The sequence below is a fragment of the Micromonospora craterilacus genome (assembly GCF_003236315.1).
GTDB lineage: Bacteria > Actinomycetota > Actinomycetes > Mycobacteriales > Micromonosporaceae > Micromonospora > Micromonospora craterilacus.
Genome location: NZ_POTY01000006.1, coordinates 57,901 through 78,273 on the forward strand (window position 1 = coordinate 57,901; position 20,373 = coordinate 78,273).

General features: G+C 68.9%; 19 protein-coding genes. 15 read left to right on the forward strand and 4 right to left on the reverse strand.

Annotation, left to right across the window (positions count from 1 at the left end; translation table 11 throughout):
• Window positions 1–53: 53 nt before the first annotated feature.
• Together C1I95_RS02385 and C1I95_RS02390 are read right to left on the reverse strand one after the other, a co-directional pair.
• Entirely contained in the window at window positions 54–1,283 is a 1,230-nt protein-coding gene (locus tag C1I95_RS02385; RefSeq protein WP_111212085.1) for a multicopper oxidase domain-containing protein, read from the reverse strand.
• A 72-nt stretch (window positions 1,284–1,355) separates the two neighbouring features.
• Window positions 1,356–4,493, reverse strand: coding sequence for an OmpL47-type beta-barrel domain-containing protein (locus C1I95_RS02390; RefSeq protein WP_438941271.1), 3,138 nt, complete (start codon window positions 4,491–4,493; stop codon window positions 1,356–1,358).
• A gap of 617 nt (window positions 4,494–5,110) precedes the next feature.
• Here C1I95_RS02390 and C1I95_RS02400 point away from each other — a divergent pair.
• On the forward strand, window positions 5,111–6,022 hold the full coding sequence (locus tag C1I95_RS02400; RefSeq protein ID WP_111212088.1) for an aldo/keto reductase: 912 nt from the start codon (window positions 5,111–5,113) through the stop codon (window positions 6,020–6,022).
• A gap of 5 nt (window positions 6,023–6,027) precedes the next feature.
• Here the strand turns inward: C1I95_RS02400 and C1I95_RS02405 are convergent, their stop codons facing one another.
• Window positions 6,028–6,873, reverse strand: coding sequence for a DeoR/GlpR family DNA-binding transcription regulator (locus tag C1I95_RS02405; RefSeq protein ID WP_111212089.1), 846 nt, complete (start codon window positions 6,871–6,873; stop codon window positions 6,028–6,030).
• Window positions 6,874–7,163: 290 nt separating this feature from the next.
• Between C1I95_RS02405 and C1I95_RS02410 the strand changes: the two genes are divergently transcribed.
• Genes C1I95_RS02410 through C1I95_RS02435 form a run of 6 tightly spaced genes read left to right on the forward strand, consistent with a single transcriptional unit; the run spans window position 7,164 to window position 13,388 of the window.
• On the forward strand, window positions 7,164–8,444 hold the full coding sequence (locus C1I95_RS02410; protein WP_111212090.1) for an ABC transporter substrate-binding protein: 1,281 nt from the start codon (window positions 7,164–7,166) through the stop codon (window positions 8,442–8,444).
• A gap of 55 nt (window positions 8,445–8,499) precedes the next feature.
• Window positions 8,500–9,435 carry a carbohydrate ABC transporter permease gene (locus C1I95_RS02415; protein WP_111212091.1) on the forward strand — a complete coding sequence of 312 codons (936 nt, stop codon included), beginning with the start codon at window positions 8,500–8,502 and terminating at the stop codon, window positions 9,433–9,435.
• 5 nt (window positions 9,436–9,440) lie between these two features.
• On the forward strand, window positions 9,441–10,283 hold the full coding sequence (locus C1I95_RS02420; RefSeq protein WP_111212092.1) for a carbohydrate ABC transporter permease: 843 nt from the start codon (window positions 9,441–9,443) through the stop codon (window positions 10,281–10,283).
• A 48-nt stretch (window positions 10,284–10,331) separates the two neighbouring features.
• A complete protein-coding gene (locus tag C1I95_RS02425; RefSeq protein ID WP_111212093.1) occupies window positions 10,332–11,195 on the forward strand; it encodes a ketose-bisphosphate aldolase in 864 nt (287 codons plus the stop codon).
• 1 nt (window position 11,196) lies between these two features.
• Window positions 11,197–12,423, forward strand: a complete 1,227-nt coding sequence (locus tag C1I95_RS02430; RefSeq protein ID WP_111212094.1) for an ADP-dependent glucokinase/phosphofructokinase — start codon at window positions 11,197–11,199, stop codon at window positions 12,421–12,423.
• Window positions 12,423–13,388, forward strand: coding sequence for a class I mannose-6-phosphate isomerase (locus C1I95_RS02435; RefSeq protein WP_111212095.1), 966 nt, complete (start codon window positions 12,423–12,425; stop codon window positions 13,386–13,388). The genes C1I95_RS02430 and C1I95_RS02435 overlap by 1 nt, the downstream gene beginning before the upstream one ends.
• A gap of 54 nt (window positions 13,389–13,442) precedes the next feature.
• Here C1I95_RS02435 and C1I95_RS02440 read toward each other — a convergent pair whose 3' ends face one another.
• Window positions 13,443–14,153 carry a hypothetical protein gene (locus tag C1I95_RS02440; protein WP_111212096.1) on the reverse strand — a complete coding sequence of 237 codons (711 nt, stop codon included), beginning with the start codon at window positions 14,151–14,153 and terminating at the stop codon, window positions 13,443–13,445.
• A gap of 683 nt (window positions 14,154–14,836) precedes the next feature.
• Here C1I95_RS02440 and C1I95_RS02445 point away from each other — a divergent pair.
• The 8 genes from C1I95_RS02445 (at window position 14,837) to C1I95_RS02480 (ending at window position 20,371) form a co-directional block, all read left to right on the forward strand.
• Entirely contained in the window at window positions 14,837–15,283 is a 447-nt protein-coding gene (locus C1I95_RS02445; RefSeq protein ID WP_111212097.1) for a hypothetical protein, read from the forward strand.
• Window positions 15,283–15,690, forward strand: a complete 408-nt coding sequence (locus C1I95_RS02450; protein WP_146605615.1) for a hypothetical protein — start codon at window positions 15,283–15,285, stop codon at window positions 15,688–15,690. The genes C1I95_RS02445 and C1I95_RS02450 overlap by 1 nt, the downstream gene beginning before the upstream one ends.
• Window positions 15,691–15,770: 80 nt before the next feature.
• On the forward strand, window positions 15,771–16,082 hold the full coding sequence (locus tag C1I95_RS37045; RefSeq protein WP_158566260.1) for a maltose acetyltransferase domain-containing protein: 312 nt from the start codon (window positions 15,771–15,773) through the stop codon (window positions 16,080–16,082).
• 24 nt (window positions 16,083–16,106) lie between these two features.
• On the forward strand, window positions 16,107–16,364 hold the full coding sequence (locus C1I95_RS37050) for a DapH/DapD/GlmU-related protein (protein WP_111212108.1): 258 nt from the start codon (window positions 16,107–16,109) through the stop codon (window positions 16,362–16,364).
• Entirely contained in the window at window positions 16,361–16,948 is a 588-nt protein-coding gene (locus tag C1I95_RS02465) for a TetR/AcrR family transcriptional regulator (RefSeq protein ID WP_111212100.1), read from the forward strand. The genes C1I95_RS37050 and C1I95_RS02465 overlap by 4 nt, the downstream gene beginning before the upstream one ends.
• A 64-nt stretch (window positions 16,949–17,012) precedes the next feature.
• The gene (locus C1I95_RS02470; RefSeq protein WP_158566262.1) at window positions 17,013–18,221 is read left to right on the forward strand and encodes an MFS transporter; all 1,209 of its coding nucleotides are present in this window, start codon (window positions 17,013–17,015) and stop codon (window positions 18,219–18,221) included.
• 126 nt (window positions 18,222–18,347) lie between these two features.
• Window positions 18,348–19,052 carry a tryptophan 2,3-dioxygenase family protein gene (locus tag C1I95_RS02475; RefSeq protein WP_111212102.1) on the forward strand — a complete coding sequence of 235 codons (705 nt, stop codon included), beginning with the start codon at window positions 18,348–18,350 and terminating at the stop codon, window positions 19,050–19,052.
• Window positions 19,053–19,111: 59 nt separating this feature from the next.
• Entirely contained in the window at window positions 19,112–20,371 is a 1,260-nt protein-coding gene (locus C1I95_RS02480) for a tryptophan 2,3-dioxygenase (RefSeq protein WP_111212103.1), read from the forward strand.
• Window positions 20,372–20,373 lie beyond the last annotated feature (2 nt).

The window sequence follows — 20,373 nt, forward strand, 5'->3', positions numbered from 1 at the left end:
GAGTGCTTGAGGCGCTGGCAGGATGCTCGGTTGGTGGTGGGGGGTGCCGCGGGTCATCGGTGGTTCGTGTGCGCGCCGGCCGGCGCCGCGGCGTTCGGTGCCGGCACTGCCGGTTGGTGGCCGCCGGCGTGCGGCGGCATCTGCCCGTTCTCGTCGAGCACGTGCAACGTCGTCGACATGCCCAGGTCGGAGTGGAACTGCATGTGGCAGTGCAGCATCCAGTGACCCGGTCCTACTGAGTCGCCGGCGACGAACTGCACGCCGAAGCTGTCACCCGGGCCGAGGGTCTTGTTGTCGATGACCGGGATCGAGTCGGTGAGGGCCTTGTTGCCGCCCTCGACCATGCCGGTCCGGGTGTCCGCCCAGGAGTGGCCGTGCACGTGGAACGTGTGCATGTCGTCGCCGATGCCGATCACGATGAACTCGACCCGTTCGCCGACCTTGGCGACCAGGCAGGTCGGGCCGGGCTGTGGGTTGACCGGATCGCAGGTGTCCGCCTCCGCGCTGCGCCGCAGGTTGATGGTCTGCCGGTCGCCGAAGGCCGTCACGTAGGTCCGGTGGGGCCTCAGGTCTCCCTGCCGACGTACGACGAGGCCGCCGAACAGCCCGGAGCGCAGACCCTGGGTGCCGTGCGGCCCGCCGACCACGTGGTCGTGGTACCACCAGTAGCCGGCGGTGCCCTGGGAGGTCGCGGTGCGCGGCTTGGCGAACCAGATGTACGTCCGCGACCCGCCCGGCGGCACGAAGGAGTTGCTGTGCACCGTGCCGTCGGACAACTGGGTGTACTTGACCCCGTGTACGTGCAGCGAGACGCCGACCGGATGCGCCGCGTCGGTGCGCAACGTTTCCAGGGTCGCGGCCGGCACCTGGTTGTGCAGGGTGATCGCCAGGCACTCTCCTTCGATCATCTCCATGGTCGGCCCCGGATAGGAGGCCGTCTGCGGGGTGAGGCCGTAGCCGAGCCGGATCTGGTTGGTCACCGGATCCCTGGGCAGCTCGACCGCGTAGAGCTGGAGTCGGCGGTCCGGCGTGACGCAGCCCGCCGGCCGTTCCGCCAACGCTGCCGCAGCCTCGACCGTCGGCTCGGCCGGCGGCGAGGTGGTGCCGCCGGCCACGGCCAGCCGGCCCGCGCCGACGAGCGTGATCAGCATGATGACCGCCACCGTCACGGCCCGGCCGGCGGTGGTGTCGAGCAGCCGGACGCGCCACGCCGGCGGAGGCTCCGGCCGGTCGGTGGGCGGCGACAGTACGACCTCACCGATGTCTTTGGTGTCCTTGTCCAACGTTCCTGTCCAATCGCTCGGCCAGCACCGACGGCGCTGGTGGGCGGGATCGGTCGGTGTGCGGTGGCGGCGTCAGGGGGTCAGTGCGGCGATCCGGACGTTGCGGAAGGTGATGATGTCGCCGGCGCCGTGGTTCTGTAGGCCGATGTAGCCGGTCGCGTTCTGCCGTCCGGCGCCGCCGGGATCGTCCGCGCGGGGCGGGGTGAAGACCGCGCCGGGGACGTTCACGTACTCGTTGATCAGCTCGCCGTTGCGGAACACCGAGTAGTGCTGGCCGACGACGCGGATCTCGTAGTCGTTCCAGGTGCCCTTGGGGGTGACCTGCGCGCCGTCGAGGTCGACCCGGTCGAAGCCGTACACCGATCCGCTCTTGTACTGGTCGCCGTCGGTCCGGTCGTAGATCTGCAACTCGTGGCCGTACTTGATGGCCACCCACTCGGGCCGGGACTCCTGCGGGTGCTGGTGCACCTGCGGGAAGCGGACGAAGACTCCGCTGTTGGCCCGCCCGTCACCGGGGGCGTCGTCCCGCCACTGGAGCTTCAGAGAGAAGTCGCCGTAGCTGCGGACGGGAAACCAGAGCATGCCGAGGCCGTCGACGGCCCGACTGGTGATCGACCCGTCGGCGTTGCGCCGGAAGCCACCGGCGCCGACCTGCTCCCACAGCCCGAACGAGGCGGCGGTGCGGTCGAGCAGCGGCTGGTAGCCCTGCGTCGTCTCGGACTTGCCGACGCCGGATTCGCGGGCCGTGCGGATCAGCGTGTTCTGCTCGTTGAGCCGGATCTGGCCGCGGTGGTGCAGATGCTCGGCGACCGCCCGCACGTGGGCCACGAACTCGGCGTGGTCGGGCCAGGCCCGCTCGTCCTCGATCAGGTCGTTGATCGAGCAGCGACCCTCGACAACCCGGTTGGGCACCGCGCTGTTCAACGTGCCGATCCAGACCGTCGGCCGGGTGTCGGTCACTCGGCAGTTCGGTGCCGGCGGTCCGCTCGCCACCACCGTGAAGGTGGCCGACGCGGTCCCCGAGACGTTGCCGGCCCGGTCGGTGGCCCGGTAGCTGATCGTGTGCGCGCCGGGGGTGTTGACGGTCAGCGGACCGGAGTAGACGACGTAGCCTCGCCCGTCGAGGGCGTACTCGACGCGCAGGACGCCGGAGCCGGTGTCGGTGGCGGTGAGCACGATGGTGGCGCTGCCGACGTACGCCCAACTGCCGTCCTGCTGCCCGACGATCGCGGCGGTCACGGTGGGGGCGGTGGTGTCGGGGTCAGGCGGGGCGACCACGGTGAAGGAGACCGAGCCGGGCGTGGAGGTGTTGCCGGCCCGGTCGGTGGCTCGGTACGAGACGGTGTGTTGACCGGGCTGGTTGACCGTCACCGGAGCGGTGTACTCCGCGTACGGCTGCCCGCCGACGGAGTACTCGATCCGCTGCACCCCTGACTCGGTGTCGATGGCGGCGACGGTCACGGTGGCCGCACCGACGTACGCCCCGTTGCTGTTCCGGTTGCCGGCGACGGTGGCGGTCACGGTCGGCGCCGTGGTGTCCGGGTCCGGCGCCTCGACCACCCGGAACGTGACCGACTGCGGGGCCGAGGTGTTGCCCGCCTTGTCGGTGGCCCGGTAGGTGACGGTGTGCTGTCCGGGCTCGTTGACGGTCACCGGAGCGGTGTACGCCGTGTAGGTCTGCCCGTCGCGGGAGTATTCGATCCGGTCCACACCCGACTCCGTGTCGACGGCGGAGATGGTGACCGTGGCGGCCCCGAGATAGTCGCCGTTGTCGTCGCGGTCGCCGGTGACCCCGCCGGTCACCGTCGGCGGCGTGGTGTCCGGGCCGGACGTGTCGGCCACCCGGAACGTGACGGACTGCGGGGTCGAGGTGTTGCCCGCCTTGTCGGTGGCCCGGTAGCTGACGGTGTGCTGGCCCGGCTGGTGCACCATCACCGGAGCCGTGTAGGTGGCGTACGCCTGGCCGTCGAGGGAGTACTCGATGCGGTCGACGCCGGATTCGGTGTCGGTGGCGGTGAGGGTGACGGTGGCCATGCCGAGGTAGGCGCCGTCGTCGTCCTGCTCGCCGGTGACGGCGGCGGTCACCGTGGGTGCGGTGGTGTCGGGGTCCGGTGGTGCCACCACCTGGAAGGCGGTCGACTGGGGTGGGGAGGTGTTGCCTGCCTTGTCGGTGGCCCGGTAGGTGACGGTGTGCTGTCCGGGGGCGGTGACCGTGATCGGTGCGGTGTAGGTGGCGTACGCCTGGCCGTCGAGGGAGTACTCGATGCGGTCGACGCCGGATTCGGTGTCGGTGGCGGTGAGGGTGACGGTGGCCGCGCCGAGGTAGGCGCCCTCGTCGTCCTGGTCACCGGTGACCGCGGCGGTCACCGTGGGTGCGGTGGTGTCCGGGTCCGGTGGGGCTACGACCTGGAAGGCGGTCGACTGGACGGGGGAGGTGTTGCCTGCCTTGTCGGTGGCCCGGTAGGCGACGGTGTGCTGCCCGGGGGCGCTCACCGTGATCGGTGCGGTGTAGGTGCCGTACGCGCCGCCGTCGAGGGAGTATTCGATCCGGTCGACGCCGGAGCCGGTGTCGGTGGCGTCGAGGGTCACCGTGGCGGCCCCGATGTAGGCCCCGTTCTGGTTCTGCTCGCCGGTGACCGCGGCGGTCACCGTCGGCGGGGTCGTGTCCTCGCCACCGCCGCTCACGACGAGCAGGCCGGTCATCGTGCCGTGCCCGGGTATTGCGCAGAAGTAGCGGTACGTGCCGGCGGTGAGCACCACGTCGACGGTCCACCGGCCCCGGTTGCTGTCGAACGGGTCGGCCAGGATGTTCACGTCCACGTCGCGGTTGTACTGCGGGTTTCCGGTGTCGAACGTGAGGGTGTGCTGCATGCCGCTGGTGTTGCCGGTCGCGGCGCTGTTCTCGAAGACGAGGGTGGCCGGTCCGGCGACCGCGGTGGTGGGTGCGGAGGCGTACGCCTGGACACTGTTGTCGGCCGTCCAGGTGAGCACCTGGGCCTGCAACTGCCCGGTCGACGTGGGGTCGCCGGCCGCGGCCGGCTCGGTGTCCGTCGGGCGGGCGCCGGCGGGAACGCCGATCAGCGCGGAGCCGACGATCAGGGCGACGATGGCCGCGAGCATCCTCAGCGGTCGGTGGGGTCGGCCGGTGCCGAGCCTGGAGAGCAGCCGCGAGCGCCTTGGCGGGCCGCATCGCGCAGGGAAAGCTGGCATGTGGAACACACCTTTCGCGAGCCTTGGGGGGCCGTCGACGATCCGTGGGGGTTTCGCATGGATCGACGGCATGGTGGATGACCACATACCGGCTTGATCCGCGACGGTGGGTCCGGTGCTGTGGCTGCCGGCCGGTCGCGGGTGGTATGTGGGCAGACGTGACTCGATCGGGACGGTGGACTACGACCTGGGTCGGGTCGGCGACGGAGATGCCGCCGACCGCGTTACCGAGTCGGCGAGGGCCGACACGGCTGCGGTAGGGCGCGGGCTGCGCCGGAGGTCGGTGGGCACGCCAACCAGGAGGGTGAGGTCTCCCGGCCAGGCCGTGACGCTCGGGCAAGGAGGTAACCGCGCCGCCGGCCACCTCATCGAAATGAGTTGATGTTGTTTCGACACTAGCCGTCTTGCCATCGAGATGTCCAGATCTATTGGCGAAATCCTCCACACTTCTATCTCTGATGACAAAAAGAGCCGGGCGGCGAACAAAAGTCACCTTCTCCGGCGACCTCGGGGCAGCGCGGTGAGCTACGCCCCGTTCATCCGCATTCGCCTACTGGGCACTCTGCGCGGACGAGGGGGGCGGCGGCAGCGCACGGCGGGAGGTGTTGGATGGGATCATGGCGATCATCGACCGGCTGGCCGGAGCATCCCGGATCGGGCTGGGGCTGGCGGCGGTCGGCCGCCCTGGCTACGTCAACCTCGGGCGGGCCGCAGACCTGCCGGTCGAACGGACGGTCGAGGCGCTGCGCGCCCGCGCCGGCGAACTTCTCGACCAGGCGTACGCGGCGGGTGTCAGGTACTTCGACGTCGCCCGCTCGTACGGCCGAGCCGAGGAGTTCCTGGCGCAGTGGCTGCAGGCCCGGCCGGACATCGACGTCGTCGTCGGGAGCAAGTGGGGTTACACCTACACGGCCGGCTGGCGGGTCGAGGCCGAGACGCACGAGGTCAAGGACCACAGCCTCGCCACCTTCGACCGGCAGTACGGCGAGACCGGTGCGCTGCTCGGCGACAGCCTCGATCTTTACCAGATCCATTCGGTCACTCCGGACAGCCCCGCCCTGCGCGACGGGAACCTGCACCGCCGACTCGTCGACCTCGCCGAGCAGGGCGTCGTGGTCGGGCTGTCCACCAGCGGGCCCGCGCAGGCCGAGGCGATCCGCCGCGCGCTCGGTGTACGGCTCGGCGGTCAGCCCGTGTTCCGCAGCGTGCAGGCCACCTGGAATCTCCTGGAGCCCAGCGTCGGCCCGGCGCTCGCCGAGGCGCACGACGCCGGGTGTCTGGTCATCGTGAAGGAGGCGCTTGCCAACGGCCGTCTCGCAATCCGCGAGGGCGTGGGCGACGCAGTCGCGCTCGCGGCGGCGCTGCATCAGCCCTGGGCGGACGTGGTGCTCTCCGGAGCCGCGACCGGCGACCAACTGGCCTCGAACCTGCGAGCGGAGACGCTCACCGTGGATCCTGCTCGATGGGCGGACCTGGCCGTGCCGGGCAGCCGGTACTGGCAGGAGCGATCCCAGTTGCCCTGGACGTGAGCGGGCTAAACCGCGCTTCGCGTCCCGCGCTGCCGCGGTGAGGCCGCCGGGGTGATGACCTTGACGTCGTTCGCGGCGAGGGCGTCCCGCAGGTCGGCCGGCGGCGCGGTGTCGGTGATCAGGTAGTCGGCGCTGCCCAGCTCGGAGACCTGGGCGAACAGCCGGCGGCCGAACTTGGAGGAGTCGGCGAGGATGGCCACGCGACCGGCGCGCGCGATCATCTCCTGCATCATCGCGGCTTCGGCGAGGTTGCTCGTCGTGTAGCCGGCGTCCGCCGCTACCGCGCCGACGCCGATCAGTGCCAGGTCACAGCTGATGTCCAGTTCGGCGCCGCCGCTGGCCCGGAAGCTGACCGGCCCGATCGTGGCGAGCGTGAGGGTGCGCACCGCACCGCCGAAGAGGTAGATGTCACGGATTGCCGTAGGCGGCAGCGCGCCGGGCACCAGCAGGTTGTTCGTCGCGACCGTGAGGTCCCGGTGCTGGCCGAGGTTGCGGGCGACCGCCAGGGTGGTGGTCCCGCCGTTGATCATGATTGTCGAGCTGTCCTGGACCAGCGCCGCGGCCAGCACCGCGATCTTCTCCTTCTCCTGCTCCTGCAGGGTGAGTCGCTGGTCGACGGCGCGGTCGGTGCGGAAGACGGTGGACAGGCTGACGGCACCGCCGTACGTGCGGACGAGGACCCCGTCGGCACTGAGCTGATCGAGGTCACGCCGGACGGTGTCGATGGAGACGCCGAAGCGTTCGGCCAGTTCGCTAACCGTGACCTGGCCGGTGTCGGCGACGTACGCGGCCAGCTGAGCCTTGCGTCCGGCAGGCAGATGGCGCTGCCGCTCGTCCTTGTCGACGCTCATGCTTCCCCCTTGTCAATGCGGCAGTATGCCACAACCGCGCGTTGGCCGCCGGTACTGATGCAGAGAAGGGCATGGAGCGGCATCGGCGAGCAGTGCGTCCGGGGTCCCTCCCGCGTCCCCGGTCCGGCACAAGACGCGCAAAGCGCCCGGCCGGCTCACCGCTTGACGCTGAACTTTGCCGCACTCCGCGTCTTCTTGCTGTTCTCCTCTTGTCTTTGCCTGTAACACGTTGCTAACGTGACGCCAATCTCGCAGAGAACAGAGGGATCTCTATATCGAAGGAGCTCGCCATGTTGTTTCGCGCTACCCGGCTGAAGCGACTGATAGGGGCGGTGACAGCGGCGACGATGGTCACCTTCGTCGCGGCCTGCGGCTCGGGTGAGGATGCCTCGGACGGCACCGTGACGCTGGAGTTCGCCCAGTGGTGGGGCGCCGAACTGCCGGCCGGGGAGTTTGACAAGATCATCAATGACTTCACGACAGAGAACCCGAACATCAAGGTCAAGTTGCTGAGCGCGCCGTACGCCTCGACCAAGCAGCAACTACTCACCGGCGCCGCCTCGAAGACCCTGCCCGACGTGGTGGGCCTCGACGGTGCCTGGGTCAACGACTTCGCCAAGCAGGGCGCGATCACCGACCTGTCCAAGCTGATGACCGACGCGAACTACGACGCCAGCGAGCTCGCCAGCCAGGTGCAGGTCGACGGCAAGACGTACATGATCCCGGTGGTCAACTTCGTCTACCCGCTGTTCGTCAACAAGGACCTGCTCACCAAGGCCGGCGTCCCGAGCACGCCTACCACGCGCACCGAGTTCCTCGACGCGGCCAAGAAGATCAGCGCGAGCGGCGGCGACGTCAAGGGCTGGGTGCTCCCGCTCGACACCGCCGTGCCCAACGGCGTCCAGAACGACGTCATGTCCTGGCTCTGGGCGTCCGGCGGCAGCATGCTGGCCGACGGCAAGCCGAACCTGACCAGCGCACCGGTCAAGAGCACGATCGAGTACGTGAAGAGCCTGAACGACGCCGGCGTCATCGCGCCCGGCTCGCTCACCATGAAAGAGCAGGACAAGGTCGAGAAGTTCACCAACGGCCAGGTCGGGATGATGATCGACTCGCTCGCGCACATCAACCTGATCAAGAAGAACAAGCCGGACCTGAACTTCGAGGTGGCGGCCCTGCCGGCCGAGGACGGCTTCACCGGCCAGCGCGGTATCCCGTACGCGTCGTGGGGCATCGGTATCTCCAACTCCACCAAGCACAAGGCCGAGGCGTTCAAGTTCGTCTCGTACCTGATGAGCCAGCAGACGAACGCGAAGCTGAGCACGATCGCGAACGGCTTCCCCGGCAACAAGACCGCGGAGCCCGACTTCGGCAACAGCGACCCGCTGTTCAAGACCGCCTTCGACATCTACCAGCAGGGCTACCCGGCCAACGAGTTCGTCGGCCTGCCCAAGTCCGAGGACCTGATGCGCAGCTTCGCCGAGCAGCTGCAGCTCGTGTTGACCGGCAAGTCGAGCGTCGACGACGCCCTCGCAAAGTCCCAGGAGAACTGGTCCTCGGTCATCGAGTAGCCCGCCCGGGCGCCGCGCCGCCGAGCCGGCGCGGCGCCCGACCAAGGAGACAGCCATGACTTTGACAGCACCGGAGACCTCGACGCGGGCCGCACCGGCCGTCCCCGGGCGGTCCCGTTCCACCCTGGCCCGGCGCCTGGTTCCGTACGGCTATCTGTCCCCCACGGTGCTGCTGATCGTGGTCCTGATGGTGGTCCCCATCGTCATGGTGATCGGCTACTCGTTCCGGGACAACGTGATCGTCCAGGAGAACTCGGTCTTCGCCGGGTTCGCCAACTACACGAAGGTGCTCACCGACGAGAGCTTCCTGGCCGCGCTGAAGAACACCGGCGTGTTCATCTCGGTGAGTACCCTGGCCCACCTGGTCCTCGGCCTCACCTTCGCGATGATGCTCAACAGTCCGCTGCTGGGCGGCGTCACGAAGGCCATCTTCCGGATCGTCTACATCCTGCCCTGGCTGTTCACCATCGCGGTGATCGCCGTCATCTGGCGGCTGCTGCTCGACCCGGCCGGCGTGGTCAACCACGTACTACAGACCCTGGGGCTCATCCAGGAGGGCGTGAACTGGTTCAGCGACCCGGGCATGGCGCTCTGGGCGGTCACCTTCGTCAACATCTGGGCCGGCTACCCGTTCTTCATGATCAGCCTGCTGGCCGCGTTGCAGGGCATCCCCAACGACCTGTACGAGGCCGCCGCGGTGGACGGCACGAACTGGTTCCAGCGGTTCTTCCACGTGACGCTGCCCCAGCTCCGGCCGGTCATCATCAGCATGGCGGTGCTCGACCTGATCTGGACCTCGCACCAGTTCGCGCTGATCTGGATGACCACCGGCGGCGGGCCACTGAACGCCACCGAGATGCTCAGCACCTTCACCTACAAGCAGGCCTTCAGCGAGTACGAGTTCGCCACCGCGTCCGCCGCCGCCGTGATCGTCCTGCTGCTCACCATGGTGCTGGCCTTCTTCTACGTACGCTCGCAAAGGGAGCGGTGAGACACATGGCCACCGTCAAGACTCGGCGCACCCTCGCCAAAGCCGGCGTCGTCACCGGGCTGGTCATCGGCGGGCTGTTCGCCGGCCTGCCGGTCCTGTGGCTGCTCTCCACCTCGTTCAAGAGCAACGGTGAGGTCTTCCAGAACCCGCCGAGCCTCATCACCGAGGGCTTCTCGTTCGACGCCTACCGCGCCATCCTGGGCAACGCAGCCCAGCTGCGGTTCTTTCTCAACAGCTACATCGTCGCCTTCGCGGTGACCATCCTGACGCTCCTGGTGGCCGTCCTCGCGGGGTACGCGTTCAGCCGCTTCACCTTCCCCTTCAAGAAGACCATCAACGCCATGATCGTCAGCGTCCAGGCGGTGCCGCCGATCACGCTCGTCATTCCGTACTTCGGGCTCATCGTCGCGCTCGGGCTGTACGACACCTATCTCGGCCTGATCCTCACGCACATGGTGTTCACCCTTCCGTACGCGATCATCATGGTCACCGCGTACCTGAACACACTGCCCCGAGAGCTGGACGAGTCCGTCAAGGTCGACGGCGGCAGCAGCTGGACCGCGTTGTGGCGGATCCTCGTGCCGACCGCGGTGCCCGGCCTGATCGCGGTCGGTGTCTACACGTTCATGATCTCGTGGAACGAGTACCTGTTCGCGCTCACGCTGACCCGCACCGACGAGATGCGCACGGTACCCATCGGCATCCAGCTGCTCATGGGCCAGCACTCGTACGAGTGGAACCAGATGATGGCGATGAGCGTCCTCGGGTCCATTCCCGTCCTTCTTCTCTTCCTCTTCTTCCAGCGGCGGTTCATCGGTGGGCTCACCGCCGGCGCCGTGAAGGCCTGACCCGACCGGCAACACCTGACACACCCAGCAATAAGGAGAAACTCGGAAATGCTGACGACCGGTAAGGCGATCCTCGACGTCGCCAACGCGCACAGCTTCGCCGTGCCCGCCTTCAACATCAGCGACTGGGCGATGTTCAAGGGCATCGTGGAGATCAGCGAGGAGACGGACGCCCCCCTGATCGTCGCGATCCACCCCGACGAGGTGCGGCACATCGGGCGCGAGATGATCGCCGGCATCATCGAGCGGGCGCACAAGTCGAGCGTCCCGATCGCGATCCACTGGGACCACGGCGCCACCTACGAGCAGATCCTCCAGGCGGTCCAGTTCGGCTTCACCTCCGTGATGATCGACGGCTCGCTGAAGCCGTTCGAGGAGAACGTCGCGATCACCAGGAAGGTCACCGACTCCGCGCACGTGCTCGGCGTGTCGGTGGAGGGCGAACTGGGCACGATCGGCGGCAACGACAGCTACGCCGAGGCGGGTGCCGCTGAGATCATCTACACCGACCCCGACGACGCGGTCACGTTCGTCGAGCAGACCGGCGTGGACAGTCTCGCCATCGCGATCGGCACCTTCCACGGCATGTACCCGGCCCACCTCAAGCCGGAGCTGAAGCTCGACCTGCTCAAGGAGATCAAGAGCCGGGTGCAGATCCCGCTGGTGCTGCACGGCGGCTCCGGCAACCCGGACGACGAGATCCGCGAGGCCGCGCGAATCGGCATCAACAAGATCAATATCTCCACCGACATCAAGCTCGCCTACCACGCCAAGATGCGCGAGGTACTTGGCAACGACCCCAAGACGCGCGAGCCCAACGCCATCCAGCCCGCCTGCATCGAGGCCATGAACGTGGTCGCCGCCCAGAAGATCGAACTGTTCGGCGCCGCCGGCAAGGCATCGCTCTACTGACATGGCGGACGCGTCCCGTGTCGTCCTCGGCCTCGGCGGTTGCGTCGACTACGAGGTGAAGCTGACCGCCGGCGTCATGGAAAAGCTGGTCGCCGACTACGGCATCGTCGCCGCGGAACTGACGGCGCCGGCCACGGTGACCAGCGAGCGGGACCTCGTGGTGTCGATCCTCGGCTACGTCGCCCGGGGCGGGGGCGGCGAGCACTTCGTCGCCTCGGCCCCGGCGCTGGAGACCTTCGCCGGCCGGTTCCCGCACCGGGTGGCCCTCGGCGGCACCTCGGTGCGGGCCGGGATCCTGATGAGCCGGCTCGACGTGCCGTCGACACTGCACCTGGTCAGCGTCAACGACACCGTACGCCGGCTGCTGCCGCCGGACGGCGACTACCTCTCCAGCGGTGTCGAGGACACCTTCTATCCACACCTGATCGTCCAGTACGACCAGGGCCTGCGGATCCGCACCGGCGACCTCGACATCACCGCGCCGTTCCCGAACCGGCTGATCTACGTCAACGACCCGGCCAACGGCGCCATGCTGCTCAGCGGCGACCTCGGCGACCGGCTCGGCACGGCGGAGCTGTTCCTGATCTCCGGGTTCAACGCCATGCGCTCCGCCGAGCAGCTCGATGACCGGCTCGCCGAACTGCGCGCACACATGCGGCAGCTGCCACCCGGGGCGGTGACCTACTTCGAGGACGCGGCGTACCACGAGCCCGCGTTCAGCCGCCGGGTCCGGGACGCGCTGCTCGACGCGATCGACGTGTACGGGCTGAACGAGGACGAGCTGCAGTCGTATCTCGGGCACCCGGTCGACCTGCTCTCGGTGGGAGAGATCGCGGACGCGCTCACGGCGCTGCACGCGCTCATCCCCGTACCGACGCTGGTCCTGCACACGAAGTACTGGGCCATCGCGTTCGGCCCACAGACGTCCGACTACGCCGACGCCCTCGACACCGGCACCGTCATGGCCGCCACCCGCTACTGCCACGGCGACGAGTTCACCGACGACGACGCGGCTCGCCTGCGCCGACAACCGCGACGCCCCGAGTCCGTGGCCTTCGCCGCGGCGCTGCGCCAGCGAATGCGCGACACGGTCTACTGCGTCCCCGGGTTCGCGCTCGACGTCCGGAACCCCACCACCGTCGGGCTGGGCGACACGTTCGTCGGCGGCTTCCTCGCCGCGCTCGCCCGTCAGCGCACCCCCACCCCTCTCGATCGGACCAGAGGCTGATGACCGTTGAAGTGCTGACCGCCAACCAGCCGGAGACGTTCTACCAGGGCGCGGGCCGGATAGCCGGATTCCGCAACGTCCCCGCGCTGCCCGACCGCCCCGAGGACTGGGTCGGCTCGGTGACCACCCGATTCGGGCTGGGCCCATCCGGGCTGTCCACGCTCTCCGACGGCCGACTGCTCGCGGAGGCGATCGCCGCCGACCCGCGCTGGTGGCTCGGCCCGGAACGCACCGACACCGGCGTGCTCGTGAAGCTGCTCGACGCCGGCCAGCGACTGCCGCTGCACGTACACCCGGACCGCCGCTTCGCGAACGCCCACCTGGCGTCGCCGTACGGAAAGACCGAAGCCTGGGTGATCGTCTCGGCGCGCCCCGACGCGTACGTCCACCTCGGCTTCGCCCGCGACGTGCCGGCAGACGAACTGGCCGGCTGGGTGACCGGGCAGCAGACCGAGCAGATGCTCGACGCCACCAACAAGATCCCGGTGTCGGCCGGCGACGCGATCCTCTGCCCCGCCGGCCTGCCACACGCGATCGGCGACGGCATCCTGCTGGTCGAGGTCCAGGAGCCGACCGACTTCTCCGTGCTGCTCGAGTACGACAGCTTCGGCCTTCCCGACGGCCATCTGGGCCTCGGCTACGACCTGGCCCTGCAGTGCGTCGACCGCGGCAGGTGGACACCGGCGCGGCTCGACCGCCTGCGCGGCTCGGATCGGCTGCTGCCCGAGGCCGCAGACGAGTTCTTCGCCGCCCACCGCCGGCACGGCGGCGACCGCATCGAGCAGGGGTTCAGCGTCCTCGTCGTGGTAGCCGGCGAGGGCCGACTGACCGGCGAGAAGGACGACCTGTCGCTGCGGCGGGGGGACACGCTGCTGATTCCGTACGCCGCCGGCCCGCTCCGCCTGGACGGTCAGATCGAGGTGATCCGCCTGGCGGCGCCAGGGCCGCGGCACGGTGGAAATTGACGGCTGTGGAGGTCTGAGTCGGGACGCCGGCGGCAGGCGCGACGAACGACACCGCTACGCCGGGATCTCCAGCGGGGCGACGCGGCGGCCGCCCCGGGCGACCGGAAGTCCCTGCGTGATCCGGTCGTAGAGGCGCCGCTTGTGCACACCGAGCTCGACGGCATACGGGTCGACCGGGTCGGCGTCGGCGAGCACCTCCCCGACGAGCAGGTCGGCGAGCGGGACGTCGGGTGTTGGGTCCTCGACCCGACCGATGGTGTCGCCCGGCAGGTCGATGTAGTCGGGGGCAAGTGTGCGGCCGTAGAGGCAGCCGCCGACCAGGTCCGGACAGAAGCCGTCCCACATGATCGTCAACCGCGTACGCAGGTCACCGTGGATCATCACCAGCTTGTCGGTCATGTCGCCCACAAAGGTCTCGACCTCGACGCTGCCCTGTACGAGGAGCTTCGTGTCACAGCCCAGGTAGATGTTGGCGGCGCGGAGGTCGCCCAACACGATCAAGGCGCTGGCGCCGTCGTCCCAGTCGAAGATGTTGCCGTCGACGGTGAGGTCGCCATCGACGATGTACCCGGTGGCGGCGTCCGGAGTGGTATCGCGCCACGGGTGCCGGTCATGGCCGTTGAGCGGGAAGGCGCCACCAACCAGGGCACTGCCCGGATGGAGGATGTACTCCTCCGCGTACAGGTTCCGGTAGGACGACTCGGCGAAGCCTCGGCTGTCGAACAGGGCCTTCGCCTCGCCCCACGACAGGTAACTCGAATGCATGGCCGCGACCGTATCGATCAACAGCGTGCCCGACAAGAGCGGGCCACGCCCGGTCGAGGGCGCCCGCTCGCTGACCTTACGGTTGCCGCCAACCCGAAGGCGCTGGCCACGGCGCCGGCCGCCAACAGCCCGACCTTGGCGGTGGCGGGGATCGGCAGCACCCGCAGCGCGAGTGCGAGGTTAGCCGGCGAGGTGCTGTCGGTGTGGGCGACCGGAGAAGGTGCCTTCGGTCAATGTCGTTACCAGTCATGGGAGCGACGTCAGGGCGGCAGGCCGTAGGGCGCATCGCTCGTCGGTCGCCGCCGGATTCGACCAACGACGGCTCGTGCGCCGGCCGCCTTCGCCTATCGAATGAGCCATCCGGTGCACCGTTAGACCGCTGTCGATAATCCGACAATTGGCGTTCTGGGCACTGTGCTGGCCGGGTTCTGTCCGCAGGGCGTCAATGCGCCTCTGACCTGGGCATATGTTGGATTCATGGCGGTGAGCGCCGCAGCCCGGCCGAGCGGTTTGGTCGGTATCTGCGGCAGCAGACGGGCGGATGCCCTTCTGCTCGCCCCGGCTTTCCGCCATGCCGCCGACCGTGTCTTCCTCAGGCGCTGGGCCGCTCGACGACGGCACGGGGCGTGCTGGCTTGGCTTGCTGCACGTCGACCCGAGGTGTGGCTGGGAGAGGAGTCGGGCATGGGAAACTTCTACAAGCGGACGACACATCGCGTCTACGAGTTCGCGGTCCTCGTCACCGCGCCCGTCTGCGGTGTCCTGCTGGTCGCGCTGAACGTCCGGCCACAGTCGGTGGAGTTGGCGATGCCGTACGCGATCAAGATCAGCTGGGAGTTCGGCCTGATCGTCGTCGGTGTCGCGGGCCTGCTCGGCATGTTCTGGCCGGGGCAACTCGGCACCGGGCTCGGCATCGAACTCGCTGCGGTGCTCATGCTCGGCGCGATCGCGGCGATGTACGTCGTCGCCGTCCTGGCGGTCGCCGGCGGGCAGGCGGTGGTGGCCGCGTCGTTCGTCAGCGCCGTGGCGGCCGGCTCGTGGTTGCGCTCGGCCGAGATCGTGCGGTCCCTGCGCATGCTCATGCGTCTGCCCGAGGCCGGTGTCTGTCCGTCCCCTGAAGGGGAGACATGATGACCGCCCAGGCTTCCGGCTCGCCGTACTGGGTACAGCTGTTGATCTCCGCGCTCGGGTTGTTCGGCGGCGCGAGCGGGCTCGGCGTTCTTGCCACGGTCGCCATGCAGCGGCGGAAGTTGAAGGCCGACACGGCCGGAGCGTTGACCGACGCGGCGCTGGCTCTGGTGCAGCCGCTGCGGTCGCGGGTCACGGAACTGGAGACCGAGGCACTGTCCGTCCGGGAACAGTTGACGGCCTCACAGCGAGAACTGCGGGAGCTGCGAACGACCGTGTGGGATCTGACCAGAACATTGCAGCGATGGCGGGAGGCGATCTTCGCGCCGGGCGCGACCGTGCGCCGGATCCAGGCGCTCGTCATGGAGGAGGATCGCGGCCCGCACCGCCAGCGCGGTCATGTCCAATGACATTGCGGCGACCGCGTGGGCCAGGACTTAGGCCTGCCTCCCGTTGCGTACGAACGTACAATGTTTGTACGATCGTACGCATGGGTTTTCCTGATCTTGTTGAGGGCGACTCGCGCTCCATGCGGGAGCGCATGCTCGCTGGCGATCTCTACCGGGGTGCTGACTCGGAGTTGGAAGCCGAGATGCGCCAGGCGATGGTGCTGACCAAGGCGTTCAATGACAGCGATCCGCGAGATGCTGCGGGGCGCCGGGGCCTGCTTGACCAGTTGCTGGGTTCGGTAGGCGCCGAGGTGGAGATCCGCCCTCCCCTGCACGTCGACTACGGCAGTCACCTCCACGTCGGCGCGCGGACGTTCATCAACTACGGGTTGATGGCCCTGGATGTCGCGTAGATCCTCATCGGTGAGGACGTGCTGATGGGTCCGAACGTGCAGTTGTTGACGCCGACGCATCCGATCGACCCGGAGCCGCGCCGCGCCAAATGGGAGGCCGCTCTGCCGATCACGATCGGCAACAACGTGTGGATCGGCGGCATGGCCGTGATCTGCCCCGGCGTCACCATCGGCGACAACTCCGTGATCGGCGCCGGCGCGGTCGTCACGAAGGACATTCCCGCCGACGTTGTCGCCGTGGGCAACCCCGCTCGCGTCATCCGGTCGGTTCACGACAGATGACCAGCGGGCAGCAGTCCGCCGGTAGAGGCCGTCGCCGGTATGAGCCGGACCGGCGTCAACGGCTGATAGCGGTCACTCTGGATGTCATCGCCGAGCATGGTGTGGCGGGAACGACCCACCGTCGGGTGGCCGCTGCCGCCGACGTGCCGCTGGGCTCTGTCACGTACCACTTCGCCAGCCTGGAACATCTCCTGACGTCGGCCTTCACGCATCTGGCGGAGACGGCAGCGGCGGCGTTCGACGCGCAGATGGCGGCGATCGAACCAGGGACCGACGCCCGCGGGAAAGTCGTCGAGGCGTTGTTGGCCGACTTGGCCGACAACCAGCGCAGCGCGGTCCTCGCCTACGAACTGTACGCCGCGGCGGCACGCAATCCCCAGCTCCGGCTGATCACACAGGCGTGGATGGACAGCACCCGCCGATCGTTGCAGCGACACTTCGACCCCGACACCGCGGAGACACTCGACGCGTTGATCGAAGGGCTGCTCCTGCACGCGACCCTGTCCACCCGGCCGGTCGATCCCGGAAAGATCAGGGCGTCGGTCCGTCGTCTCGTGCCTAGGGACGTGGCGGATGACCGGTAATCCCGTTGGCGCACGCGACCGGTCGAGGTCGCTGGTCGGGCCGGCGGGTATCAGCCGTGCCCAGGTGCGAGCCGCCACCGCGGCGGTGTACCTCGCGTTCGTCAGCAGCGGATTCGCCTTCGCTACCTGGGCGGCCCGCATCCCGAGCGTCAAGTCGCAGCTTCAGCTGAGCCCGCGACAACTGGGATTGTTGCTGCTCGCCCTGCCGATCGGATCGATCATCTCGCTGTTGACGGCCGGACCGTTCGTGGCCCACACCAGCCCACGCCGCGCCGTTGCCGTAGCCAGCCTGGCCAGCGCGGCCGGCCTTTGCCTGTCCGGAATCGGCGCACAGGGCGCCTTCACCGTCACGGCCATGGGCCTTGCCCTTCTCGGCTTGGGTACCGGCATCTGGGACGTGGCGATGAACGTCGAGGCCGCTGCCGTCGAGCAACGAGCCGGCACGTCGATGATGTCCCGGTTCCACGCCTCGCTGAGCGGCGGAACTGTCATCGGCGCCGGGCTCGCCGCAGCCTGCGCCGCACTGCACATCCCGGTCGTCGTCCACCTGGGCGTCGTCGCAGCTCTGATCGCCATTGCCGTACCACTGTCCACTCGCCGGTATCTGGCCACCGACACCCGGCCGTCCACGCACCACCCGACACGCGACGCCTTGCGCGCGTGGACCGAACCACGCACGCTCGCTCTCGGCATCTTCGTGTTGAGCATGGCGTTCTCCGAGGGCACCGGCAACGACTGGCTTGCGTCCGCCATGATCGAGGGTCACCACACCTCGGTGGCCGCAGGCTCGCTGAGCTTCGCGATATTCGTCGCCGCGATGACCATCGGCCGATGGTTCGGGCCGCCACTCGTCGACCGATACGGCCCGAGACTCGTCACCCGCGCCAGCGCCGTCCTCGCCATGTCCGGCCTCGCCGTCACGATCTTCGGCCCACACCAAGCATTTGCCCTGGTCGGAGTCATCACCTGGGGCTTGGGCACCGCGATGGGGTTTCCGCTCGGCATCAGCGCGGCAGCCGATGATCCGAGCCGCGCAGCGATCCGGGTCGGCGTGGTCTCCTCCATCGGTTACACGGCCTTCCTGGCCGGACCCCCACTGCTCGGCTTCCTCGCGGAGCACGTCGGAATCCTGCGCTCGCTGTCCATCACCATGGGCGTGGTCGCGGTCGGTCTGCTGTTCACCGCAAGCCTGCGGACAGCCGGAAGCCAGCGACCACACGGCGAAGGGACGAAACCGGCAGAGCCGTGCCGCGGGTTGCGTTCGTCGTCGTGACGTTCCGCTCCGAATTCGTGACAGGTGGGTAGCGCATTGGCGTTTTTCATTGGATGATGTCCATCTCCGCCCGCTCACGACGTGGCCGAACCGGCCGTTCTGACGCCCGACCGAGGAGGCCATTCCGTGAAGCGCGATCAGTCACCTGTCTTGCCGGGCGACGGCGCCACGGACTATGAGCGCTATATGCGTACGGGCGCGCTGCTCGGACTTCAACGCACTCCGGCGGAGATGATCCACCGCGATGAGCTGCTGTTCCAGGTGGTGCACCAGTCCACCGAGTTGTGGCTGAAACTGGCGGCGTCGGAGTTGACCGAGGCGGTGGCTCAGGTGGACGCGGGGGACCCGGCGGCGGCGGAGGTGCTGTTGGGTCGGGCGACTCTCGCGGTGCGGCTGATCACCGACCAGCTGGAGATGCTGACTCATCTGTCCCCAGTGGACTTTCAAGCCATGCAGCCCGCGCTGGGCAACGGATCCGGCGCCGAATCACCCGGCTGGAAGCGGGTCCGGTCGCTCAGCGTGCAGCTCGGTCGCGCCTTCGCCGGGCACCTCGCCGCCGGGGGGACCGAGCCGGCGGCGCTGCGCCGGGCAGCCCCGGCCGACCCGGTGCACCGCCTGGCCGAGGCGATGCTGGAGTGGGACGAGCGGGTGTCGCTGTGGCGGGTGCGGCACTACCAGTTGACCCTGCGGGTCGGGGGGCATGCTCCGGCCGGCACTCCGGGCAGCCCCGCAAATATGCTGGCCAAACTCGTCGGACACCGATTCTTCCCGGATTTGTGGCAGGTCCGACTCAATTCCCCGACTGATAATTCCGGCACCGCCCGTCCCTGACGACCGGCCTTCGACGAGGAGGGCCGATCCCCGAATACGACCCGTCTCAGAATGCCGAGGTGTGGTTCGTGCGTGAACTGACGAGCTGGCTGTCGGGTGCGGCCGACCCTGATGTGTTTCCGTACCATTCGGTGCTGGGCGAATTCCAGCGCGTCGGTAAACACTTTGTCGAAAAGAACGTACTCGCCCTCCTCGACGAGGCCCGGGCGAGGGTGACCGGACGGGGCGAACCGGCCCCGCTGCTGCGCGACTTCCTCGACGCCACACTGGACAAGTGGGACGGTCGCTACGACTACCGCAGCTATCTTGCGCTGCGGCTGCTCCGGCTGCCCTGCGGAGCGGACGACCCGCCACCGGCCGAGGACGACACGTCCGCCCGGCGTGCCCGTGACCGGCTCGTCATCCGCCTGGTGGCCGACGCGCTCGTTTTCGAACTGGCCGCTGCCACCCACACCACCGACCTCCTCCCGCTGGGGCGGCCCGGGCCGGAACTGGTGGCCAAGCGCTGCCGGCTCGGCGTCCGAGCCGCCTCGCCGGCGCTGACCCGCCTCGGTCTGACCGGGGCGGTCGGTGCCGGCGATCCGGCGACCGTCGCCACCGCGCTGAGCGTGGTCGCCGCCGAACTCGGCGCGGCCGCGGACCAGTCGCTGCGACTGAGCATGCTGCCCGTGCACGTCACCCACGACGAGTACCTGTTCATCCGGGTTCTTCAAGCGTACGAATGCCTCTTCGCCGGGGTCGCCGACGAACTGGGTGGCGTCGTTGCCGCGCTGGCCGTGGACGCCGCCCGCCCCGCCGCCGCCCGGCTGGCCTACGCGCGGGACCTGCTCGGGTCCGCCGGCCCGCTGTTCTCGCTGCTGGCCACGATGCAGCGGACGTCGTTCCAGACGTTTCGGCAGTACACCGAGGGGGCCAGTGCGATCCAGTCCCGCTCCTACAAGCTCGTGGAGTCGCTGTGCCGTACGCCCGGCGAGGGCCGGCTGGATTCGGTGGCCTACCGGTCGGTGCCGGAGGTCCTGGCCCGGGTGCGGGCCGGTCAACCCACCGTCGAAGAGGCCTACCGGTCGGCCGTGGGCGAAGGCCGACTCGCCGGAGCGGACCACGACCTGGTCGCCCGACGGATGGGCGAGTTCGCCGCGACCCTGCTGCGGTGGCGGCGTACCCACCACCGGGTGGCGGTGCGGATGCTCGGGGCCCGGTCCGGTACCGGCTACACCGAAGGCACGCCCTACCTGGCGGCGGTCCGCGACGTGCCGGTGTTCACCACCAACGCTCCCGATCCCCACCCGACCGATCCGACTGGAGGCCACCCCGCGTGATC

What these genes read in the sequence shown, in the direction of transcription:
- C1I95_RS02390 (WP_438941271.1), bottom strand. Translation starts at nt 4,493, where the DNA reads ATGCCAGCTTTCCCTGCGCGATGCGGCCCGCCAAGGCGCTCGCGGCTG.
- C1I95_RS02400 (WP_111212088.1), top strand. Translation starts at nt 5,111, where the DNA reads ATGGCGATCATCGACCGGCTGGCCGGAGCATCCCGGATCGGGCTGGGG.
- C1I95_RS02405 (WP_111212089.1), bottom strand. Translation starts at nt 6,873, where the DNA reads ATGAGCGTCGACAAGGACGAGCGGCAGCGCCATCTGCCTGCCGGACGC.
- C1I95_RS02410 (WP_111212090.1), top strand. Translation starts at nt 7,164, where the DNA reads ATGTTGTTTCGCGCTACCCGGCTGAAGCGACTGATAGGGGCGGTGACA.
- C1I95_RS02415 (WP_111212091.1), top strand. Translation starts at nt 8,500, where the DNA reads ATGACTTTGACAGCACCGGAGACCTCGACGCGGGCCGCACCGGCCGTC.
- C1I95_RS02420 (WP_111212092.1), top strand. Translation starts at nt 9,441, where the DNA reads ATGGCCACCGTCAAGACTCGGCGCACCCTCGCCAAAGCCGGCGTCGTC.
- C1I95_RS02425 (WP_111212093.1), top strand. Translation starts at nt 10,332, where the DNA reads ATGCTGACGACCGGTAAGGCGATCCTCGACGTCGCCAACGCGCACAGC.
- C1I95_RS02430 (WP_111212094.1), top strand. Translation starts at nt 11,197, where the DNA reads ATGGCGGACGCGTCCCGTGTCGTCCTCGGCCTCGGCGGTTGCGTCGAC.
- C1I95_RS02435 (WP_111212095.1), top strand. Translation starts at nt 12,423, where the DNA reads ATGACCGTTGAAGTGCTGACCGCCAACCAGCCGGAGACGTTCTACCAG.
- C1I95_RS02440 (WP_111212096.1), bottom strand. Translation starts at nt 14,153, where the DNA reads ATGCATTCGAGTTACCTGTCGTGGGGCGAGGCGAAGGCCCTGTTCGAC.
- C1I95_RS02445 (WP_111212097.1), top strand. Translation starts at nt 14,837, where the DNA reads ATGGGAAACTTCTACAAGCGGACGACACATCGCGTCTACGAGTTCGCG.
- C1I95_RS02450 (WP_146605615.1), top strand. Translation starts at nt 15,283, where the DNA reads ATGACCGCCCAGGCTTCCGGCTCGCCGTACTGGGTACAGCTGTTGATC.
- C1I95_RS37045 (WP_158566260.1), top strand. Translation starts at nt 15,771, where the DNA reads ATGGGTTTTCCTGATCTTGTTGAGGGCGACTCGCGCTCCATGCGGGAG.
- C1I95_RS37050 (WP_111212108.1), top strand. Translation starts at nt 16,107, where the DNA reads ATGGGTCCGAACGTGCAGTTGTTGACGCCGACGCATCCGATCGACCCG.
- C1I95_RS02465 (WP_111212100.1), top strand. Translation starts at nt 16,361, where the DNA reads ATGACCAGCGGGCAGCAGTCCGCCGGTAGAGGCCGTCGCCGGTATGAG.